This window comes from Facklamia sp. P12937, from assembly GCF_050409505.1.
Taxonomy (GTDB): Bacteria; Bacillota; Bacilli; order Lactobacillales; family Aerococcaceae; genus Facklamia.
The window spans coordinates 17,771-38,663 of record NZ_JBNUPI010000017.1 but is presented as its reverse complement, the minus strand read 5'-3'; the positions used below and the strand labels follow the sequence as shown (position 1 = coordinate 38,663).

Annotated in this window: 17 protein-coding genes; all 17 read right to left on the bottom strand. The window is 40.2% G+C overall.

Going from position 1 to position 20,893, the window contains the following annotated elements:
- The coding region (locus ACQV2R_RS07130; protein WP_428892014.1) for a helix-turn-helix domain-containing protein at positions 1 to 193 on the bottom strand (193 nt) is incomplete at its 3' end.
- Positions 194 to 465: 272 nt separating this feature from the next.
- Entirely contained in the window at positions 466 to 1,443 is a 978-nt protein-coding gene (locus tag ACQV2R_RS07125; protein WP_428892013.1) for an acyltransferase, read from the bottom strand.
- Positions 1,444 to 1,471: 28 nt separating this feature from the next.
- Positions 1,472 to 2,053 (bottom strand): YdcF family protein, encoded by a 582-nt coding sequence (locus ACQV2R_RS07120; protein WP_428892012.1) that lies wholly within the window; start codon positions 2,051 to 2,053, stop codon positions 1,472 to 1,474.
- 32 nt (positions 2,054 to 2,085) lie between these two features.
- Positions 2,086 to 2,418 (bottom strand): hypothetical protein, encoded by a 333-nt coding sequence (locus tag ACQV2R_RS07115; RefSeq protein WP_428892011.1) that lies wholly within the window; start codon positions 2,416 to 2,418, stop codon positions 2,086 to 2,088.
- A 31-nt stretch (positions 2,419 to 2,449) separates the two neighbouring features.
- Positions 2,450 to 2,812, bottom strand: coding sequence for a DUF3307 domain-containing protein (locus ACQV2R_RS07110; protein WP_428892010.1), 363 nt, complete (start codon positions 2,810 to 2,812; stop codon positions 2,450 to 2,452).
- Positions 2,799 to 3,461 carry a SatD family protein gene (locus ACQV2R_RS07105; protein ID WP_428873641.1) on the bottom strand — a complete coding sequence of 221 codons (663 nt, stop codon included), beginning with the start codon at positions 3,459 to 3,461 and terminating at the stop codon, positions 2,799 to 2,801. The genes ACQV2R_RS07110 and ACQV2R_RS07105 overlap by 14 nt, the downstream gene beginning before the upstream one ends.
- A 277-nt stretch (positions 3,462 to 3,738) precedes the next feature.
- Positions 3,739 to 7,653 carry a helicase-exonuclease AddAB subunit AddA gene (addA, locus tag ACQV2R_RS07100; protein WP_428892015.1) on the bottom strand — a complete coding sequence of 1,305 codons (3,915 nt, stop codon included), beginning with the start codon at positions 7,651 to 7,653 and terminating at the stop codon, positions 3,739 to 3,741.
- Entirely contained in the window at positions 7,649 to 11,251 is a 3,603-nt protein-coding gene (locus tag ACQV2R_RS07095; RefSeq protein ID WP_428892009.1) for a PD-(D/E)XK nuclease family protein, read from the bottom strand. Before ACQV2R_RS07095 ends, addA begins: the two co-directional genes overlap by 5 nt.
- Positions 11,252 to 11,323: 72 nt before the next feature.
- A complete protein-coding gene (gene pepT, locus ACQV2R_RS07090) occupies positions 11,324 to 12,550 on the bottom strand; it encodes a peptidase T (RefSeq protein ID WP_428873639.1) in 1,227 nt (408 codons plus the stop codon).
- A 14-nt stretch (positions 12,551 to 12,564) separates the two neighbouring features.
- Entirely contained in the window at positions 12,565 to 13,368 is an 804-nt protein-coding gene (locus ACQV2R_RS07085; RefSeq protein WP_428873638.1) for a Nif3-like dinuclear metal center hexameric protein, read from the bottom strand.
- Positions 13,349 to 14,092: a tRNA (adenine(22)-N(1))-methyltransferase gene (locus tag ACQV2R_RS07080; protein ID WP_428873637.1), complete on the bottom strand. Its 744-nt coding sequence runs from the start codon at positions 14,090 to 14,092 to the stop codon at positions 13,349 to 13,351. Before ACQV2R_RS07080 ends, ACQV2R_RS07085 begins: the two co-directional genes overlap by 20 nt.
- 60 nt (positions 14,093 to 14,152) lie before the next feature.
- Positions 14,153 to 14,848 (bottom strand): YjjG family noncanonical pyrimidine nucleotidase, encoded by a 696-nt coding sequence (locus ACQV2R_RS07075; RefSeq protein WP_428892008.1) that lies wholly within the window; start codon positions 14,846 to 14,848, stop codon positions 14,153 to 14,155.
- A gap of 183 nt (positions 14,849 to 15,031) precedes the next feature.
- Positions 15,032 to 15,874: an aldo/keto reductase gene (locus ACQV2R_RS07070; RefSeq protein ID WP_428892007.1), complete on the bottom strand. Its 843-nt coding sequence runs from the start codon at positions 15,872 to 15,874 to the stop codon at positions 15,032 to 15,034.
- Positions 15,875 to 15,998: 124 nt separating this feature from the next.
- The gene (gene rpoD, locus ACQV2R_RS07065) at positions 15,999 to 17,141 is read right to left on the bottom strand and encodes an RNA polymerase sigma factor RpoD (RefSeq protein ID WP_428873634.1); all 1,143 of its coding nucleotides are present in this window, start codon (positions 17,139 to 17,141) and stop codon (positions 15,999 to 16,001) included.
- A 12-nt stretch (positions 17,142 to 17,153) separates the two neighbouring features.
- Positions 17,154 to 18,995: a DNA primase gene (dnaG, locus tag ACQV2R_RS07060; RefSeq protein ID WP_428884806.1), complete on the bottom strand. Its 1,842-nt coding sequence runs from the start codon at positions 18,993 to 18,995 to the stop codon at positions 17,154 to 17,156.
- Between the two features lie 34 nt (positions 18,996 to 19,029).
- Complete coding sequence (locus ACQV2R_RS07055; protein WP_428873632.1) at positions 19,030 to 20,286, bottom strand: MFS transporter; 1,257 nt, start codon at positions 20,284 to 20,286, stop codon at positions 19,030 to 19,032.
- A gap of 11 nt (positions 20,287 to 20,297) precedes the next feature.
- Complete coding sequence (gene yihA / locus ACQV2R_RS07050; protein WP_428873631.1) at positions 20,298 to 20,891, bottom strand: ribosome biogenesis GTP-binding protein YihA/YsxC; 594 nt, start codon at positions 20,889 to 20,891, stop codon at positions 20,298 to 20,300.
- Positions 20,892 to 20,893 lie beyond the last annotated feature (2 nt).

Sequence of the window (20,893 nt, the reverse complement as noted above, 5' to 3'; positions counted from 1 at the left end):
ATTGTTTGCGTTTCTGAGTAACTGTCCCGCGTTTCACTTTTGTATGAATGGTCTGTGGTGAACGTCCGAGCAATCGAGCGATTGCTCGGTTGGATGGAGGAGGGACTTGTGTTTTATACGCTTCAATCTTCACACGTTCTTCATAAGATAGATGCTCGCCTTTGGGGGATGTGGTATAATATGTTTGAGCCATGTGGAGTCTCCTGTTCTATGTTTGTGTTGTTACTACATAGATTACCAGACTCACTGGCTCTTTTTCTATTTTAAATGGCTAAGTTCATTTTAAAATTTACCTCATGAAACTATTAAGTAAATGATATAAATATTCTAAATGATTTTTAAATAAAATCTCTTTAAAATAATATCATTACTATTCTTATATTCACCGTTAAAAGTATAACACAAGAAATCTCATTTTGAAGGCATTCTTCGTTTTTCTTTCAAAGATTACATTTATTACATAACCTAGCTAAGCCAGCGTTTAAAAGGCTCACGGTCGACAACTTTTATTAAGAGATAAAGGCATATGAATAACCCACTTCCAACCACACTAACATAGATAAGAGGGGGCATCGATAAGCCAATTTTTTCAACCGTCCCTTCAAGTATTTTCAAGAAAAGAACATGAGAAAGATAAATTAAGAAAGAATACCGACTAAACCATAGGAAAAGCTTCTCAAAAGGCAACCTATATAACATGAAAGTCAAGACCAAACCGATCGAATAGAAAGTAACCAAAGGTCTCGTATTGGCAATCACTGCTCCCCCACTTAGATAAGATTCTTCAATCAACAAGCCTAGCATTATTACCGTATAAATCAAGATACCATAACGATAAACTTGAAAGCTTTTAAGCTTAGCTTGAAAGTCCCGGCTTAACCAAATGCCAAAGAAGAAGCAAAAAGCATAGCTATAATAGTCTTGGACCTTATCATAAGGAATATAGCCTAGTAGGTGATCACTGACATCTTGGAAGATGAAAAGACCCACGAAGGCTATGGCTAAGAACTTGTTATCGGCAATTTTAGATAAAAGTGGGTAAAAGATATAAAGTCCCACAATTAATGGAACAAAATACAAGTGATAGGAAGTCTTCCCTAGCAAGAGAAACTGCAAGAAGGTCAAAAGACTCAATTCTTCACCTACCAACCAGAAATTAGCCCAAGCATAGATTAAAGACCAGCACAAATAGGCCGGAATAATTTTTATGAGGCGGTCTTTTAAGAAGGCGGGGTAATCAAGTTGTGAATCCAAAGCATCGGTCCGATCCAAACCCCAACCTGAAAGCATTAAAAAGACAGCTACCGCAAAGCGTGTCGCTTGATTAAGGGCTAGGATCCATAGTTTGTTCTCTCCTAATAAAGGGGCTGTAAGATGAATCAAGAGGACCGCTATCGTTGCAAGCCCTCGTAATAAATCAAATGGAATAAAACGTTTCGTCATTTTTGTCTACCTTTTCTAATTCAATTATTTATTGGTCAATCCAATAATAGAGTTCTAGATAATAGCCGATGTATTTATAGACTTCAGAAGCCATTATCCTTAAGGCCTGGCGACTGTCTTGATAAAGGACTTCCTCACCCTGAGCATTCTTTAAATAAGCACTGACATAATAAAAGTGCATATCCTTTCCCCGACTCGCACGCTCAAAAGCCAATCGAGTGCGCCGGCTATGATAGTCGGTCGTAACTACTAAGGCCGTTTGCCATCCCCTTTCTTCCATGATGGCGATAGAATTGGTCGCATTGGTCCAAGTAGAAGTTGCTTCTAATTCTCCAATCACTTGGTCTTCCGATAAACCGGTGTCAGTTATAAAGTCAATTAAGGGTTTGGTGCCGATAAACTCATTTAAGGGAGAAACAATCATTGAGTGTGATGTGACATAGCCTTCTTGGATTAATTCAGCTGCCTTCAAGGGACGAACTATTTCCCCACCTGGTACAATCACCACCTCAGCTTCAACCACTTCTTGACCAATATCTAAATGATTAGCCAACCAGACTAGATAGGTCACTAGCGCTACAAGAAGGATAAATAGAATCTTTACTTTCATGTTTGGGGCCTCCTTTTTTCATTTAATAGCTGCTAACTAGCTAAGACTAAGAAATAGACACACAGGGCATACAGAATACTGTATAAGCTTCCCATCAAATAATACTCCGCAACCCCCTTGTCTTCTTCTAAATGTTTGAAACGCGCAATGGATTTGGCCGTATAAATCAAACCAATCGCATTCACCTGGCCCATGCCTAAAAAGATCAAGGAAAGAATCCGCTCCAAATGACCGATTAAAGCGCCCACCCCTTGTAGACCTTCTTGCTGAATGGCCTGACTTTGAGGATAAGGACTGAAGGCTAGTTTAAATAAAACATTAGCCGGCTTGCCGACCAAAAGGATCGCTAATAACCTCGTCAGCATTTGACGGTTCAAAACGCAGGGAAAACAGACCCTAAGGAGTTAGTAAAAAACACTTGACCAAGAGAATGATGAGGACAATATGTAGGATTTGATCAATTAAGAAAGTATATAAGCGATAAGAAGGCTGAAGCTTTTCAAAGCCACTCTTTATACAGTCGATCAGACTGTAACTATTCCAAGGCATCAGATAAGCATAAAAGGCCGGCCAAAAGACTTGATAGTATAAGCTCCGGATTAAGGGATAGAAGAAAAAGAGGCCATGAATCACTAAATGAGTTGCCAAGGCTTGCCTGTTAGGCTGCTTGTCAACAGCTAATTGAGGACTTTGTAATTGAAAATCACCTAAAAAGTGCAGGATTAAAATCATGTTTGTCCATTGATTAAAGGGACTCATGATTCCCCTCCAAAAATTCTGCAATCGTTTCTCGACCCCTCAAGTAGATCTTAATATTACCCAGTGATAAGCGCTTGCTCAAACTGCTCTGACTGATTTGAATCGTTTGGGCAAAATGGGCCTGATCAAATTCCGCTTGGTAGATCCCCTCTTCAAGCATCAACTTGAAAGTCTCCCGTTGCAGGTCGGTCCATTGACTTTTCAAGGTTTCACTCAAGAGAAACAGGCTATTGACCATCTGATTAATCGAATCGTCTTGGGTCCTGAGCGCCAGATGACACTTGTTACCATAATGATTACGGTGGACAGCTTCAATCGCCTCTCGCGCTCGCCAAAAGGCTGGACCATCGGCTCCGATACTTCGTTCAGGATCGATGGCCGTCGTGATCTCACCGATACCGATTCCCAGCCGAAAAGGATGGGGCAATGTGACATATAAGTCATCTAAAAAGTTCAGCCAGTTTGAATCCAACTTCATAATCACTTGAAACTCATCGCCAACTGTTAAGGTCAATTGAGAAAGCAACTGCTTTTGATACTTCTGATTAAGGCGCTTGAATATGTCTTGCACTTGCTTTTGGAATACCTTGCGTTCTTTGATTTGCTTAGACTTAATAAAATCCCCGATAATAACCACATCACTAGCCATCGAACTCCTCCTTCCTGCCTACTTACTTCATTTTTTACCATTGTTAGAAGAAACTTACGATCATAACTGGTTAGGTTTCCCTTTCCTTGAGGAAAGTAATTGATATTTCTTTCCTCATTCAAGGAAATTTATTAAATTTGCCTTGTTTAGGGAAAGTTTACCCTAAACAACCTTTAAAAGCAAGCGATTCCTTGCGAGCATTCATCTGAAAAAAAGCATCCGCTTTAGGCTTAGGTCAAAAGACCCATGCTTCTTTTGCGAATGCTTAATAAAACGATTACTGATTCATCTGTTCATCCATCGCAACCACCTGGTCGAAGCCTAAGGCCACGATATAAGTACCAATATTAGGTAGTTTAAGGTGGCTAGCTAAGGCGTCCTTGTAAAGTTTCAACTGGTAGCGATACTTGTCTTTTAACCCTTCCAATTGTTCTTGTTTGGATTGACTCAGATGCGGACGGTAGCGGTCCGTCTTGAAGTCAATCAAGACAAAACCTTGATTAGGTATCACATAATAGCTATCAATTACCCCGTGAACCAGAATCGAATCTTGCTCCATCTGCATACTTTGCTTGCTCTCAGTCAGATTGGCGAACAAGTCCTTAGCCGGTACCAGGTAAGAAAAAGCTTGTTCCCGTTTAAGTTGATCGCTGTTTTCTATCATTTGTTGGCCGATCGGACTTCGGAGGAAGTTAAGAATTGTTTCCAGGTACAGATGTGGCCGATCTTCTGCTTCCATCAAACCTCGCTCGATCATCGATTGGATCTGGTCTTGTAAGATCTGGTTATAATCGGCTGGGTCAGCTAATTTAAAGGGACCAAAGTCCACCTGCTCCATCAGATAGTGGTTCAAAGTTCCTATCCGAGCTGCATCAAGCGTTTTGGACTGCATAAAGCTTGGGGCTTCAAAGGTATCTTGCGTATAGCGAATCCCTTGAATCCCTTGATTCCCTTGATCTATATCAATGGATGCATCTAGCTCATGCATAGATCCCTTCCGCCGGTCTGCATAAAAAGAAAGAGCTGGATGCGGTGGTTCTTCGAACAAACGTTTTAATTCCGAAACAGATTGATAGGCAGCTGTCTGACTGGCTAATTGATAAGGGTATTGAGCAGTTAGCAATTCTTCAAGCTGGTTGATCCTCTCATGCTTGTGCTTGGGTTGATCGAAAGCTTCGCCCTTTTGTAGCGCCTTCAACCAGGCCGGTGGGCTGGCTATTGGATGGCTAGCCGTCACGCTAGGTACATTGGCTTGAATTTGGTCTTCAGTATAGATACGTGTGATAAAGTCTTGAGCAGTAATTGTGGCGAGTGATTGATGGTTTCTTTGAGCGAGGGAAGTCGCCTGATGAATCCAATCCAAGAAACTATTAGCTTGTGATCTGAGTTCTAGGGCCACTTGCAAGCTGTCAGGGTCAGTCATCATTTGATAATGGTCGCCCTTTTCTTGCCATTTTTCCCTACTCTCAATCGAACCCACTATCATTAATTTCTGCTCGGTTCGCGTCAAAGCTACATAGAGTACCCTTAATTCTTCGGCTTTTGCTGCTTGATCTAGGAGCATTTGTCGCGAGGTTTTACTGATGGATTGATAATAGACAAAGTCATCCGTTTGGTAGTGGTTCATACCCACTCCATAATGCTTGGTCGCCACAATAGCTTTTTGGCTATCCATTAAATTAAAGCGGTGATTACTGTTAATTAAATAGACAACCGGGAACTCACTCCCCTTAGAAGCATGAATGGTCATAGCCCGCACCATATTTTGATCCTTGTCTAATTGTAGGGGTTCTGCCAAGTCTTTGTCTTGTTCTAAAAGAGTCTCAATATAGTGGATAAAACTTGCTAAACTGCCTCCTAAACCTTGATTAATGGTTTGAGCTTTTTGATAAAAAGCATGAAGATTAAGCTGACGTTGGCGCCCCATATCTAAGCCCACTACATAGTCTAAGAAGGAAGTGTCTAGATAGATTTGCCAGATGACTTCATCAATAGCCTGGTGGCCAGCAAAGTCACGCCATTTTGCAAGTTGGGTAAAAAAGTTTTGCACTTTCTTTTGTATGGCTAATAATGGCTGATCCTTTTCAAATGCTTGACTCAATAAGCCTTCTACCGCTTGATAGAAGGAAGCTTGTGGATGATTAACCCGAATCAAGGCTAAGTCATTGTCACTCAAGCCTACAAAGAAAGACTTGAGAATAGCGACCAGAGGAATATCCTGCATGGGATTATCGATTAATTTTAAGAGGGCTAAAATTAACTGAATCTCTTGTCGCTGGAAATAGGTCTCAATGGCTTGTGAAGTAAAAGGTAGCTGATAATGGCTGAAGGCTGCCTGCAAATTGGCAAAGCTGGATTTGGTAGAACTTAGCACCACAATATCCTTAAAGGTCATCAAACGATCCTTACCCAATTCTTTATCATAGATTTGATAGCCTGCGCGCAACTTAGCTTGGATATCTTGAGCAATCAGATGGGCTTGGTAATCAATTCCCTTGTCTATTAATAAATCAGGACGATCTGCTTGCATTTGATCTTCTTCGTCTGAGCGTTCCTTGCTATGTAAGAGCAATTCAATGGCATAGTGGTCTATTTCCTTTGCAATTGTGAAGTCCTGGTTGCCGGTCATCAAACGCTCATTTTTACCATAGGTCATTTCTCCAAAGGATTCATCCATCAAGCGTTCAAACAGATAATTGGTAAAGTTAAGGACTTGGTCCCTTGAGCGGTAATTCTTATCCAAGATAATCAAGTGACCTTGGTCACTGGTTTGGTAAGTACGGTATTTTTGGAGGAATAGGGATGGTTCTGCCATCCGAAAGCCATAGATAGACTGTTTGACATCTCCTACCATAAAGAGATTGCCTTTGGTCGCTTCCACCCTTTCACGTGATAAGTAGGATAAGATAGCTGCTTGGATTTCGTTAATGTCTTGATACTCATCCACTAAGACTTCTTCAAAGAGGGCTTGGAAATATTCAGCTGCCGCCGATGGCTTACGTTTACCTGATTGAGCATTATAAGGGGCTAAAATCTGCAAGGTTAAGTGCTCAAGATCTGAATAATCAATCCACCCTTCTTGAAATTTATAGTCTTGCATGGCTTGGTAAAATAATTTACTTAGATCGCTTAATTTTCTTAAGTAGGGTTGAATCGCCGCTTCGACTTCCTGCATAGTTTGATAAGGATAAGGAAAGTAAGACTGAATCTTAACCAAAGTATCCTTACTAGCCTGACGGTATTGCTTAATTATCTGCAGTGTTTCTAAGTCTTCTTCATGGGCTTTTCCTCTTGAACTCGGCCAGCGGCTAAAGCTTAGGTTATCTAAAAGTTGACTAAAGTGGGCCATATCGTTTTGTAAGAAAGCTTCTGTTAGTTCGACCACGCGCTGGCCTTCTGCAGATAATACTGGTTCAAACTTATCTAGCGTCGGCCTTGAACAAGAAGCTAAGAGACTCAAGCCATCTTGATAAGAACGATCAGCAAGCTTTAACTGTGCTTGAAGTTGGATTTTTAGACTTTCTTGATAGAGTTCACTCTTCCAAAAGCTTTCCAAACCATCGGTCTCAGCCACCATTTGGTCCAACCAGATTAAGGGTTCCGGATTGGCGCGGGCAAACTCATAAATATCTAAAACAATTGAACGCAAGGCTTGATCATCACGACCACTGGTTAAACGAATTAATAGGTCTTGATAATCGGCTTGTGTGACTGCCAGTTGAGAATCGGATTGACTAATTTGATCAATAAGCTTGTCCCAGACTTCTTCCACCATGACTTGTTTTTGACTTTCATCACTTAAGAGGTTGAAGGCTGGATTAATAGCTTCCAGATAGAAGAAGTTTTGAATCACAAATAAACAAAATGAATGAAGTGTTTGGATGTGGGCACTAGGCAGCTGATTAATTTGACTAAGCAAGTATCGCTTTTCTTCCCCGTCTAGCGATTGGTTCACCGCTGATTTTAACCGTTTCTCCATTCGTTCTTTCATCTCATTGGCCGCAGACTCAGTAAAGGTCACGACTAAGACTTCTTTCAATTCGGCATAACGTGTCAGTAGATGATTCATAATCCGTTCGATTAAGACCGTGGTCTTACCTGAACCCGCTGACGCAGCGACTAAGATGTTATTTCCCCTTTGATGAATAGCCTGCCATTGTTCGTTGTTAAATTTACTATTATCCGGTTTAATTGGTAGGGTTTCTATGATGATCGCCTCCTTCGCTTGCTGCTTTGTTAAGTAATTTTTCCTTCATATGAGCCAAAACTTCTTTTTTATTGACTTGCTTATGGCGATAACGGTGGAAAGATTGTGTTCCATCGAAGCCTGTAATCACTCGGTATTGAGCATTTAAGGAGAGGGTATAAGGATTTTCGTAAAAAGGAGCTAAGGCAATATCACCACTTTGAATAGCCTGAGCTGCTTGTTGGAATTGATAATGCGTATAATCTAAGAGTAAATCGACTTCTTCTTTAGTAAAGAAAGGACTTCTAGCATGATAGCCCGTCTTGGTATAAGTCACCGGATAAATGCGACTTTTACTAGCTTGGTGATCAAAGGATTCAACTATTTGTAAGTCATCCGCCTCAATGGTTACAAACCCTCTCAATGTTCGTTGACTTAAAAGCGTCTTAGTCTGTTGATCAACTTCTCCTTGGGCATAATGTTTGTCCGCCTTATAAAAACTTGGTAAAAGATGCTGGTAAAAAGCACCCAGAGGCTGGTAATCAGGATAATTTTTCAAAGCTACTGCTAAATAAGTTAATAATTGTAAGTCTAAGCCATAATAAGCATCCACTAAGTCAAAGTCTTTTTTACCTGACTTATAATCGACCACTTGTAACAGTTTCTGCTGACCTTTTTGAATACGATCTAAACGGTCGATCTTCCCTCTTATGCTTAGTAATCCTCCCGCAGCCAATGGGTATTCAAAGCCAGCCACTTGACTATTGCCCCCTGTGCCAAAAACTAATTCTGAGGCTAAGGGTTGGTAATGAGTCAAATTGTTTTGTTCTTGCATTAATTGAACAAAATAAAGCAGGCGTTGATTTAATAGATGATGAATCGCCTGCATCCGCGGATGTTTGCTGAGCACTTGGTAATTAGGATCTTGGTTTAAAGCGTCAATCACTCCACCTAATAAGTCCTTAACTTCTTCTTCTGACAAGTCAGCTAAAGATTTCCCTTGGGCTTGTACCAATTGATTGAACTGGTCTAAGGCCTGGTGGAAGTAGTCACCTGAAAGCGCAGCATCCAGTTCAAAACGTTCTCTTTCCTTCAATCGTAATCCATAGCGTAAAAAGTGGGAATAAGGGTCAGCAAAAAATTGTTCAATCCGAGACACCGATAGTGATAAGTTGCGACCGAAGAGTGCTAAGGCTAAATCGCTATCAATCTTATCCGGTAGGTCATTAAAATAAAAGGTTTGAATAATTAAGTCGACGATGCCACTTGCTTTAAGGCTTGCTTTGTTTTGCCTTTCATAATCTACCATCAACTTCAATAATTCTAAGAAAGCGGGCTGAGGGCTTTTACCCTGCATAAAGTCTTGATGGATTTGATATAAAATAGGGGCCTTGTTACTGGCATACCGTCCAAAATCGGCTAGTCTTAAAGGCGTTTCTAAAGTTAGATCCCTACTATAGTCAGCTTGGTGAATCAGTTTAAGATTGGCGATGTCTGCCGCTTGTTGCAACCATGGTGAAAAGTTACGGACTTGGTCGCCTTGATGAATGGCATAGGAAATAATCAATTGATCCGTCGCTAACAGTAAGACTTGATAAGCTAATAAGTATTCCATTTGATACCCTTGATGTTCCTGATCGGATAAATATTGATGGGCTAAAAGTTCTTGATTGATAGCTTGGCGATGACTGGGGGTCAACAAACTATCCCTAGCCTGTTTAGCTGGCAAGGCTTTTTGATCCATACCAATCACAAAGGCAATTTTACAAGGTTGAACTTGAGGGGACACAATATTTGAAATCATCACTTGGTCCAAAGTAGGTGGAATGATATGATAGGTCGCTGCTGAAAGACCAGCTTCTAGGATTTCAAAGAAGGTGGCTAGGTCTAAATCTGCTTGCCCATAGATTTGGTGGTATTCATCGAGACTATTGACCAATACCTGCCAAACTTGTTCATCTTGGCGCGATTGTTCAATCTGACCCCTTTGAAGTGCTCGGTCCCTTAAATCCATAAGAGCTTGCCTGATGCCGATTGCTTCTAATTTTTGATAGAAGCTAGCGGCTAATCCATTCTGGCCTTTGCTGCTTTTTAGGGCTTTTTTATTAAATCCAAAGTGTTCAACCAGATAGGTCCTAATCCAGCTAAAGGCCTCAGCCAGTGTAAAATCATAGACCTGTCCTTCAGCTGAATGAAAAAAAACATCTTCCGTCATAAAGAGCCAGTCATAGGATAGGTTAGCAAAGCGATAACCCTCATACTGATAGGCTATTAAATAATTCTCAAAGGAATAGACCAAGCGCTCTAAGTCTTGGTCAGCTAATTCAGCAAAAGCCGAATGAAACTGCCCCAGCCTTACCAAAGGAGATTTTAAAACTTCTAAAATATCAATCAGTCGCCAGTTATAGCGGTCCAGGCGAATGAGATGTTGGATAAGGGTAAAAAGTGGATGGTCAGTCATAGCCTTAGCATGGTCAAAGAAATAAGGAATTTGATTGGCCGCTAGAATCGGAGCAATCATGGATTGATAGGCTTCTAAATCTCGGGTGTAGACTTGAATGTCTTTATAACGGTAGCCTTTTTTTGTAACCAGATAATGAATGCGATTGGAGACATACCGTAATTCACTCTGGATGGAATCAAACTGTAAAAAGCGGTGGCTGTTAAAGTCCCTATCAGCTCTTTGGTGGGTAGCTGATGGCAGTAAGTCTTGTTGGGCTTTAAAGGCTTGCGCTAAGCTCAAAATCGAATCTTGGTAGTTAAAAGCCTGGTCTTTAATTTCCCAATCGGGTTCAATCGCTAGTCCCATCTGCTGAGCTAAACTGCGAATGCGGTAGTAGGTTGCATAAGGTAAAGCGGTAGTCATCAAGGCTTGATTAGCCCTTAATTCAGCGCTCTTGATGGGCAAGACAATCTTAACTTTACAAGCATGCTTAGCCAAACTTAAAAGTAATTGCATTTCCTGGCTATTAAAGTAATAGTAGTGGTCCATTACAAAGAGATACTTATTTAAATTTTGATGGTTGATATAGTCCATCAAGTCTTCCTGCTTGGCAAAATTATCAATCCGAAAATCACTCAGTGCCTTTAGAAAGGCTTGATAAAGCATTTGTAATTCTTTTTGCTTTTCTATTTCCAAATCCATCCAAGTAAAATCTTGCGCTGGCTCAACTTGCAAATCTTCCACTTGAATATTGCCTTCGATAAATTCTTTAAAAAGAACGACTAAGTCTTCGATAAAACCTTGATAGTGAGCCTGCTTTTGGTAAACCACTAAGTTTTCCCGGTATTGGCTTAAGACTTGCCGTACAATCATCGACAGACCTAAGTCACTAATCTCATGACTGGGCTTTTGATCTTTCATCAAGAACCAGTTTAAGCGTGAAAAAGAAGCCACCTGCAAATTAAAAATAGAGCTGGCTTGGTCCACTTGATGGTCACGGATTTCTTCTAAGACAAACTTTTCCATTTCAAATTTCAAGTGTTCTGGCACGATATAATAGACTTTTAAGTCAGGTGTTTCTTTCAATTGGTCCATGATGGCTTGAATAAGAAGGCTTTTTTTATTTTGACTCAAGTCGCCGGTAACAAATTGAATCGTCACGCTATCTCCTCCTTTAGGTAGAAGAACAGGCTGGATCCCTGCTCCAGCCTGTAATTATTATTTAACTTTTGCTTATTGGGCATTTAATTCCGCAATTTTGATAATTACTTCTGTCGCCTTAACCATGGATTCAACTGCCACGAATTCAAAGCGTCCGTGCATGTTTTCGCCACCGGCAAAGATATTTGGGGTTGGAATCCCCATGAAGGAAATCTTTGAACCGTCGGTTCCACCACGGATAGGCACAATGTTAACAGGAATATCTAAAGCTTCCATGGCTGCTTGGGCTAGGTCAACCGGTGTCATATCCTTTTCAATGATTTCAGCCATGTTGTAATATTGGTCTTTCATTTCCAATGTGATAGGTGGTTCAGCATATTCTTTGTTGATGTTAGCAACGATTTCTTCCACCTTGGCTTTACGCTTTTCAAAAAGATCACGGTTGAAGTCACGAATAATTAGCACTAATTCTGCTTCATCGACCGTCCCTTCTACACTTAAGACATGATAGAAACCTTCGCGGCCAGAAGTTTGCTCTGGTACTTCTGCTTGTGGAAGATCAGACATGAAGAGATTCATAATGGTTGTGGCATTAATCATTTTGCCTTTAGCAGTTCCTGGGTGTATATTTTTACCACGAATTTTCAATACTGCTTGAGCCGCGTTAAAGGATTCATATTCTAACTCGCCAACCGGTCCGCCATCCATGGTATAAGCAAAGTCTGTCGCAAAACCTTCTGCATCAAAGTGATCTGCTCCACGTCCAATTTCTTCATCCGGACCAAAGGCTACACGGATTTTACCATGTTTGATTTCTGGATGTTGGATTAAGTACTCCATAGCGGTCACAATCTCAGCAATACCGGACTTATCATCAGCCCCTAACAGAGTAGTTCCATCAGTGGTAATGAGGGTTTGACCTTTATAAGGTGGTAGGTTAGGAAATTCACTAACTCTCATTACCCAATCTTCACTCAAGTGCAGATCTTTACCGTCGTAGTTTTCAAAGACTTGTGGCTGCACATTTTCAGAATTAAAGTCGGCTGTATCTACGTGAGCAATAAAGCCAATGCTGGCTACTTCTTTATCAGTATTAGCCGGTAAAGTAGCTGTGACAAAGGCATTTTCAGGATTTAACACCACTTCTTCCATACCGATTGCTTTTAATTCATCGACCAAAAGATTTAAAAGGTCAAATTGAATGTCAGTCGATGGAATGGTGGTTGAATTCTCATCCGAGCGAGTATTAATCTTAGCGTAACGAATTAAACGTTCTTTAGTTTTTTCAAATAAGTCCATAATCATTCTCCTTTTTATTCATAAGTAAAGGGATCAGTGGAAACTGTGGAAGCAATCACTTCAAGATCCCAACCCTTTTGTTCGATAGCTTCTTTTATTCTGGCCACTTCGACCTCAATAAATAAATGCTCAATATAATGACTGGCATCAATAGTCATAAAGGGCTTTTCATATAGATCATGCCCTGTATGGAAGCTGATATCTCCGGTAATAAAGACATCGGCTTGGACCTTTTCGACCTGGTCCATAAAGCTGGCTCCGGCTCCGCCTACAATAGCAACTCGTTGATAAGTGGCTTGCGGGACTTTTTCAATCACTGTTAAAGCAGGTCGTTTGAAGACTTGCTTGACATAGGCAAAGAGTTCATGGCGCGTTAGAGCTCGAGGCAAGTTGCCTATCCGGCCAATCGCTACCTGTCCTTCTTCTAGATCGATTAAGGGTTTAATATCAGTTAACTTCATAGCTTGAGCCAAAATATCATTCATGCCACCAGGGGCGGCGTCATAATTGGTGTGCATGGCAAAGACATTGATACCTGCTTGAATGGCTCTTTGATACATTTTTATCTGGGGCTTAGACTGGTCGAAACGCTCGATTGCTTTGAAGAGGGGCGGATGGTGTAAAATCAAGCTATCTACATCTTCTTCAATAGCCTCTTCAACCACTTGTGGTCGCATATCCAAAGCGACCATCACCTTTTTAATCGCTTGTTCAGGATGGCCAAAGTGTAAGCCGACCTTATCCCACTCTTCGGCATAAGCCGCAGGATATTTTTGATCGAGATAAGCCATTAACTCTTTAAAAAAGAGCTTTGTCATAGTCTACCACCTCCTCTATTTTATCTATTTCGGCTTGAATAATGTCTACCTTATTTTTGCGGTCTTGGGCCATTTGCTCATATTCTACTCCATGAAACAACTGATTAAGAATAAAATGGTGGTGGTTTAATTCATTATGCCAGTAATCTTCAAAAATTGGCCCCCTTTGAGTCAAATGTATGGGACCAAACATGATTTCTTTATCAGTGTAAATTGCTTTTTCTGCTTGCTTTTGAGCAACCATTACTTCATAAAATTGCCCCTTTTCATCAATAAAGCATTCGTTAAGAATATGGTAATAATGATCTTGTAACCAAGCTCTGACTTTGGCAACTGCTGTGTTAGCTTGTAAGACTAAGAGTTTTGGTAATTTTCCCGCATGATAACCTGCTTCTAAGATGGAGACAATCAAACCACCTCCCATACCACAGATAGCTGCTGTATTAATGGCATCACTGGCTTCAACTGCCGCAAAGCCATCGCCAAGACGGACGATGATTTTATCTTGCAATTGACTTTCATTGACTTGTTTCACAGCCGATAAATAAGGTCCTTCCACTACCTCACCTGCCACTGCAAATTCTATCTGTTTGTTTTTAAGTAAATTACATGGTAAATAAGCGTGATCACTACCGATATCTGCCAACCGAATCGGCGCTTGACCATATTGAACGATATATTGCGCAACTTTTTCCAGTCGTTGAGATAGTCTTTCGATATTCATCCGATACTCCCTTTCATAAGTCTATTATATACTAGAAAAGCATTTTTGAGACTACCTTTTTTATCTGTAGATGATTTTGGCTAAATCATTATAGTTATCGACCACATAATTGGCCGGTAAGTGGGACTGTTTGTTTTCATTCAAATGATTAAACCAAACACAATCAAGCCCTGCGTTTAAGGCGCCTTGAATATCAGCACTCAAGGAGTCGCCAATAACGAGTGTCCTTTTAGAATTGAATTCTCTTATATTTTCAGCGACATAATCGAAAAAGCCTTTAGAAGGCTTCACATGACCAATCTCTTCTGAAATAAAAATTGCTTCAAAATAAGGATTCAACTTTGCATGTTCTAAGCGCGCCCTTTGAATAGCAGAAATACCGTTGGAAATGGCAAACAGACGCTTACCCTCCTTAAGACAAGCATCGAGGAAGCTTCTTGCACCTTCAATTAGCTGGGCTTGTCTGCCTATACACTTTTGATAGGCTTGAGCCAATTCTACCCCATCTCGCTGATGACCAAAGTGATCAAATAATAAGGCAAAACGACTAGAAATTAATGTTTGCCGATCAATTAACCCTAACTCTAACTTGTCCCATAAAGAATGATTGAGCAAAACATAGTAGTCAATAAAACGAGGAATATCTTGCTGGGGAACCCCTTCTTGGCTTAAGAATTCAAGTAAGGCTTGGTCTTGGGCTTGATTAAAATTAAATAAGGTGTTATCTAAATCAAATAATAATAATTGATAAGTCAATTGATCCTTCCTTCCATTCTTAAAGTCACTATTATGCGCTTATTATAAACCAATTTGTCGATAATATATAGCTTACTTAAGTAAATATTTAATAAATTTTTATTATTCAGCTAGACGCACTCAATCATAAAAAAAGCCGGAAAGCTATTAAAGCTTCCGGGTCATCTGTTTAAAGTTCCTTTTTTAAAAGTCAACTTGATCAGGGTCGCTTTGTGTTTTCACCCCCTCTAATTGATCCAACTTTTTGCGGTCTTCTGCTTCTAGCTCAAAGTCAAAAATGTCTAGGTTCGATTCAATATTAGCCGGTGTTTTTGATTTGGGTAAGGGCAGAAAGCCTTTATCAAGCGACCATCTTAGGGCAACTTGCGCAACACTTTTCTTATATTTTTTTGCTATTTCTTCGACTGGCACTTGCTTAAAAAGACTACCACTTCCTAGCGGACTATAGGCTTCTAGAACCATATCATGTTGTTGGCAAAAATTAACTAAATTCTCTTGCGTAGTTCCCGGAGCGAGTAAGACTTGGTTAACCATGGGCTTTATCTTGACAGAGGCTAGTAAAGCAGCTAAGTGATGAACCATGAAATTGGACACCCCAATGGCTTTTAGTTTTCCATCTTGATATAATTCTTCCATCAACTGCCAAACTTCTTGATTAGCTTGCATCCATGCCTTGTCCTTACGTAAGTGAACGGGATTAGGCCAGTGAATTAACAAAAGGTCTAAATAATCTACTTGCAACTTTTGCATGGATTCTTCCACCGCTTGCTTGGCTAGACTGTAGGAATGCTTGTCATTCCAGATTTTAGTAGTTAGAAAGATCTCTTCACGTGGAATACCTGAATCTTTAATGGCTCGACCGACACTGGCTTCATTGCCATAGACTTGAGCAGTATCAATGTGACGATAGCCTACCTTTAAGGCATGAAGGACACTTTGATAGGCTTCTTCACCTTCTTTTAACTTCCAAGTACCAAAACCAATTTTAGGAATCTTGACACCGTTCTTTAATAAATAACTTTCCATTAATCTTCCCCCTTTTGCCTACTTTAAGTATAAAACGATTAAAGCGCTTTCGCAAGTAAAGGCTTAAACACGAAAAACTCCTTCCGCTCATTTAAGCGTATGAAGGAGTTTTTCTTGTCTTATTCTATTCGATAAAGTCTTTTAATTGTTTAGACCGACTAGGATGGCGTAATTTTCTCAAAGCTTTAGCTTCGATTTGACGAATACGCTCACGCGTTACACCAAAAACCTTACCGACTTGTTCAAGGGTGCGAATATTGCCATCATCCAAGCCGAAGCGTAAGCGTAGAACATTTTCTTCACGGTCAGTTAAGGTATCCAACACATCCTCTAACTGTTCCCTTAAGAGGGCTGAAGCCGTATGATCTTCTGGACTTAAGGCGCCTTCGTCTTCAATAAAATCACCTAAGTGCGAATCGTCCTCTTCACCAATGGGGGTTTCCAAGGAGACCGGTTCTTGAGCAATTTTTAAGATATCACGTACTTTTTCAGTTGGTAAATCCATTTCTGCTCCGATTTCTTCAGGCGTCGGTTCTCTACCCAGGTCTTGTAACAATTGTCTTTGGACTCTTACTAATTTGTTGATGGTTTCCACCATATGAACCGGGATACGAATGGTTCGCGCCTGGTCGGCAATGGCTCGTGTGATGGCTTGACGAATCCACCAAGTAGCGTAAGTTGAGAATTTGAACCCTTTAGTATGGTCAAACTTTTCAACCGCCTTCATCAAGCCCATATTCCCTTCTTGAATGAGGTCTAAGAAGGACATACCACGACCCACATAACGCTTAGCAATCGATACTACTAAACGAAGGTTGGCTTCAGCCAATTCTTGCTTAGCTAATTCATCGCCTTCTAAGATACGCTTGGCCAATTCGACCTCTTCATCTGCATTTAATAGATCGACACGACCAATTTCTTTTAAATACATACGAACAGGATCTGCTACCTTTATTTTTGAAGCGGCTGCTTTTTGGGCGGCTGTTAGGACTTCTTCTGGTTTAACGTCTTCTGCTCTAACCATTTGTTGCTTGGTTGGTCCACCATCGTCACCTACTACCGCAATCCCTTGGTCTTCCACCTTTTGAATGAGCTTATCAATGCCATTGGCATCTAATTTATATGGAATGGCTAATTGATTGCTCAAGTCATCATAGTGAACTTGACCGAGAATTTTCTTTTCTTTTATCAGCTTTTCAGTGGCCTGGTCTAAAGTCAGCTTTAATTCATTTTTACTTGCTTTATTGTCTTTCTTTTCTTTTGCCATAAAGTAAGCCCCCTATTCTTTTGTCTTTAATTTTCTTTGCAACACCATTAAGCGATTAATCACCTCGGTTGCCTTATCGGCTTCTTGCTGTTGGTGATATTGTTTAAATTGGGTCTTTAATTCTTCAATTTCTTGTTCTAAAAAGGCGATTTGGATGGTATTTAAACAGTCGGTCATCGCTTGATCTTGATAACCAATCGGTTCAAAATCCCACATTACATTCGTTAAAAGACTATTGACTTGAACCTCTTCAATATTACCAACTATTCCTGTTAAAGGCAATTTGTTGCCTTGATAATAGTAATCCGTCAAGGCTAGAAAGGCCTTTTGTGAAAAGTCATGGTAGAGAAATGGCAGCTCATTTAATTTTTCTAAATAATTCCAAGCCTCTTGATAGTACATTAAAAAGCCTAACCATAATTTTTCACTTTGAAAGGCTTTAAAAGAATCTACTTTTAAGGCCTGCTGATCACTTTGTAATTGCGGAGGTGGTTGATGATGGTTGATAGCTGGTTGCTTTTTAGCAGTCTTTCTTTGACCTCCACTCAAGCGCAACATTCGCTCTTGCAAGAAGCTTTCTGCTATTTGAAATTCTTCAGCAAGTTCCACCAGATACAATTGTTTCTCGACGGGTGATTGGATTTTGTTTAAATCAACTAATAAACGGTCGATATATTCCGCCACAGCAGCTTTATCATCCATTTGAAAGAATTGCTTGTGATAATTTTTGAAAAAATTAAAGGAAGTTTGTGCTTGGTTTAAAAGTGTTTGGAAGGATTCTTTTCCCCTGGCTTTCAACCACTCATCAGGGTCCATCCCTCTAGGTAAAAGGATTGATTTAAATTGGGCTTTGGGAAAATCTTTTCCCAATTCAAAGGCTTTAGCTGTAGCTTTTTGCCCTGCTTCATCGCCATCAAATACAAAGAGAATTTCATTGGCTAATTTGGTCAAATAAGACAAGTGATCATGGGTCAAGCTAGTCCCCATGGTAGCTACTGCCTGTTCGAATCCTGCTTCGTAAAGTGCAATCACATCCATAAAACCTTCACAAACTATAATTTGTTTTAACTTGCGAATGGCTGGTCGTGCCAAATCAAGATTATAAACCAGCTGACTCTTATGAAAAATAGTGGTTTCAGGCGAGTTAACATACTTACTCTTGCGAGAGTCCCCTGCTTGATAGAGGCGTCCAGAAAAGGCTAAAACCTTTCCTTGATTCGATCTCAAAGGGAAGATAATCCGTCCACGAAAGCGGTCGATAATGGCTGGACTATTTTCAGCTTGGTAAAAAATACCCGAAGTCAGTAATTCTTCTTCAGTGAAAGACTGATCCTTTAAATAAGTCCATAAGAGCTCAGAATTATCAGGCGCTAACCCTAAAGCAAAGGCGTCAATCGTTTCCTTCTTTAAGCCACGATCGCTTAAATAAGCATAAGCTTGATTACCATTTTCTGTAGCAGTTAAAAAGTAATGATAGAATTGACTAGCTTTTTCATAGATCGCATACAATTGTTTATCTTGATGAGGAATTGGACTATAATCATCTTCAGCTAATAAACTTGAATCCAAAGGGTAGTCTGCAAACTCTGCCACCTTAATAACCGCTTGTTTAAAGGATAGCGATTCAATTTCCTGGATAAAACCAAAGACATTGCCCGCTCTACCACAAGAGAAGCATTTGAAGATTTGCTTTTCGGTATGAATGGAAAAGGATGGGTTATTGTCTTCATGAAAAGGGCAAGAGGCAGAGTAGCCTGGACCCCTTTTAGTCAGTTGCACATATTGACTGACAACGTCTTCGATTTTAACCGACTGCCTGATAGCATCAATCACCTCATTCGGTATATAGGCCATGGCCTGCCTCCTCTAATAAAATTTCAAGCTTGTTTTAAACAGCTTTAGTAATTGGCTTTTTAGCTTTCCACAGTAGGAAGGCACCCATCATAAATTGAATCACAATTACAAACAAGCCTTTGAGCGAATCGCCCGTTAGTTGGGTAATAATTCCCAGAATGGTGGTACCTAAAACTGATGAAAATTTACCGAAAATATTATAAATACCAAAAAGCTGGTTATTTTTCTCCAGTGGAATAATAGAACCAAAATAAGAACGACTAAGAGATTGAATCCCACCTTGAGCTGAACCTACTAAGATAGCGATGATCATAAAATCCACAAAAGAGGATAAGGATAAGGCCATTAAACAAATTAGAATGTAGGTCCCAATACCTGTAAAAAGCATAGTGCGCCTTCCCCAGCGTTTGGCTAAGATGCCATAAATAATCGAGCACGGAAAGGCAACTATTTGAACCACTAACAACATCAATATTAACTGAGTAGCTGTTAAGCCCTGGTCACTTCCGATGGAGGTAGCCATTTTGATAATCGTTCCTACCCCGTCTATGTAGAAGAAATAGCCGATTAAGAAATAAACAATCACCTTGTCTTTGGTTAGTTCCGTTAGAGTTTCTTTGAGAGAAGCTAAAGTTGAAGCGATAATATGGGGCTGCTTTGGTTGGTCCATATAGACCTGGTCGACATTTTTCCAATAAGGAATGGTAAAAACAAACCACCAAACAGCCGTTAAAAGAAAACCGATATTAACCACTACACCCTCTTTTAACCCACCTGAAAATTGTAAAAGCATAAAAATTAAGAAAGGAATCACACTTCCGATATAACCAAAACCAAAACCGGCTGAGGACACTAAGTCCAAACGGTCGCGACTGGTGACATCCATCAAGGAAGCATCATAAAAAATATTAGCAGTCGAAAAACCGACAGCTGAAAAGCCATAAAGTACCAATAGCCACTGCCAAGAAACTTGACCAATCAAAATCATCGATAGCACTGAGAAAACACCTAAGAGCGTAGCAGTGGTAAATAATTTTTTACGGTAACCAGGAAAATCTGCTAAAGTCCCTAAAAAAGGAGCCATCATAGCGACAGCGATCGTCCCGATAGCATTGGTATAACCAAGATAAGCTGTTGAATTAGCATCAGAGACCCCCGCATTGGTGGCAATACTCTTATAAAATATAGGGAATAAAGCAGTGGTGATCATTAAAGAATAGGCAGAATTGGCCCAGTCTTGTAGAATCCATGAAAATTCCTTCTTGGTATAAGTAGAACATAGCTTTTTCACTTTATTGACTCCTATTCATCCATTAATAAACTTTCAAACAAGTCTAAAATATCTTCGCGACCTTCTCCGGTTACCGATGAAAAAGTGAAAAGCGCATCGGTTGTTGGTAAATTTAAACTTTTCTTATAGAGGGATAAATGTTTATTCCATTGGCTTTTTTTGATTTTGTCCGCCTTGGTCAAACAAATGGCAAAAGGAATGTCTAATTCTTCGGCAAATTGATACATTGCTTTGTCTAATTGAGTGGGCTCGTGACGAATATCCATCAAGAGGATTAATAAACGAAGATTTCTTCTTTGCCGTAGAAAATTCAAATTCATCTTGGCCCAATTTTTACGATTTAGCTTGGAGACCCGAGCGTATCCATAACCTGGCACATCCACGACACGAAAAGCAGCGTCGTTTACCGAATAAAAGTTTAAAGTTTGGGTCTTACCGGGCTGTCCAGAGGTCCGGGCCAACTTATTACGTTGGAGGACCTTGTTAATAAAACTGGATTTGCCAACATTTGACCGCCCGGCAAGGGCAATCTCAGGCACTTCATCTTGTGGCGCTTGGGACTCTTGAACAGCTGAAATTACAAATTTTGCTTCTTTAATGTGCATTC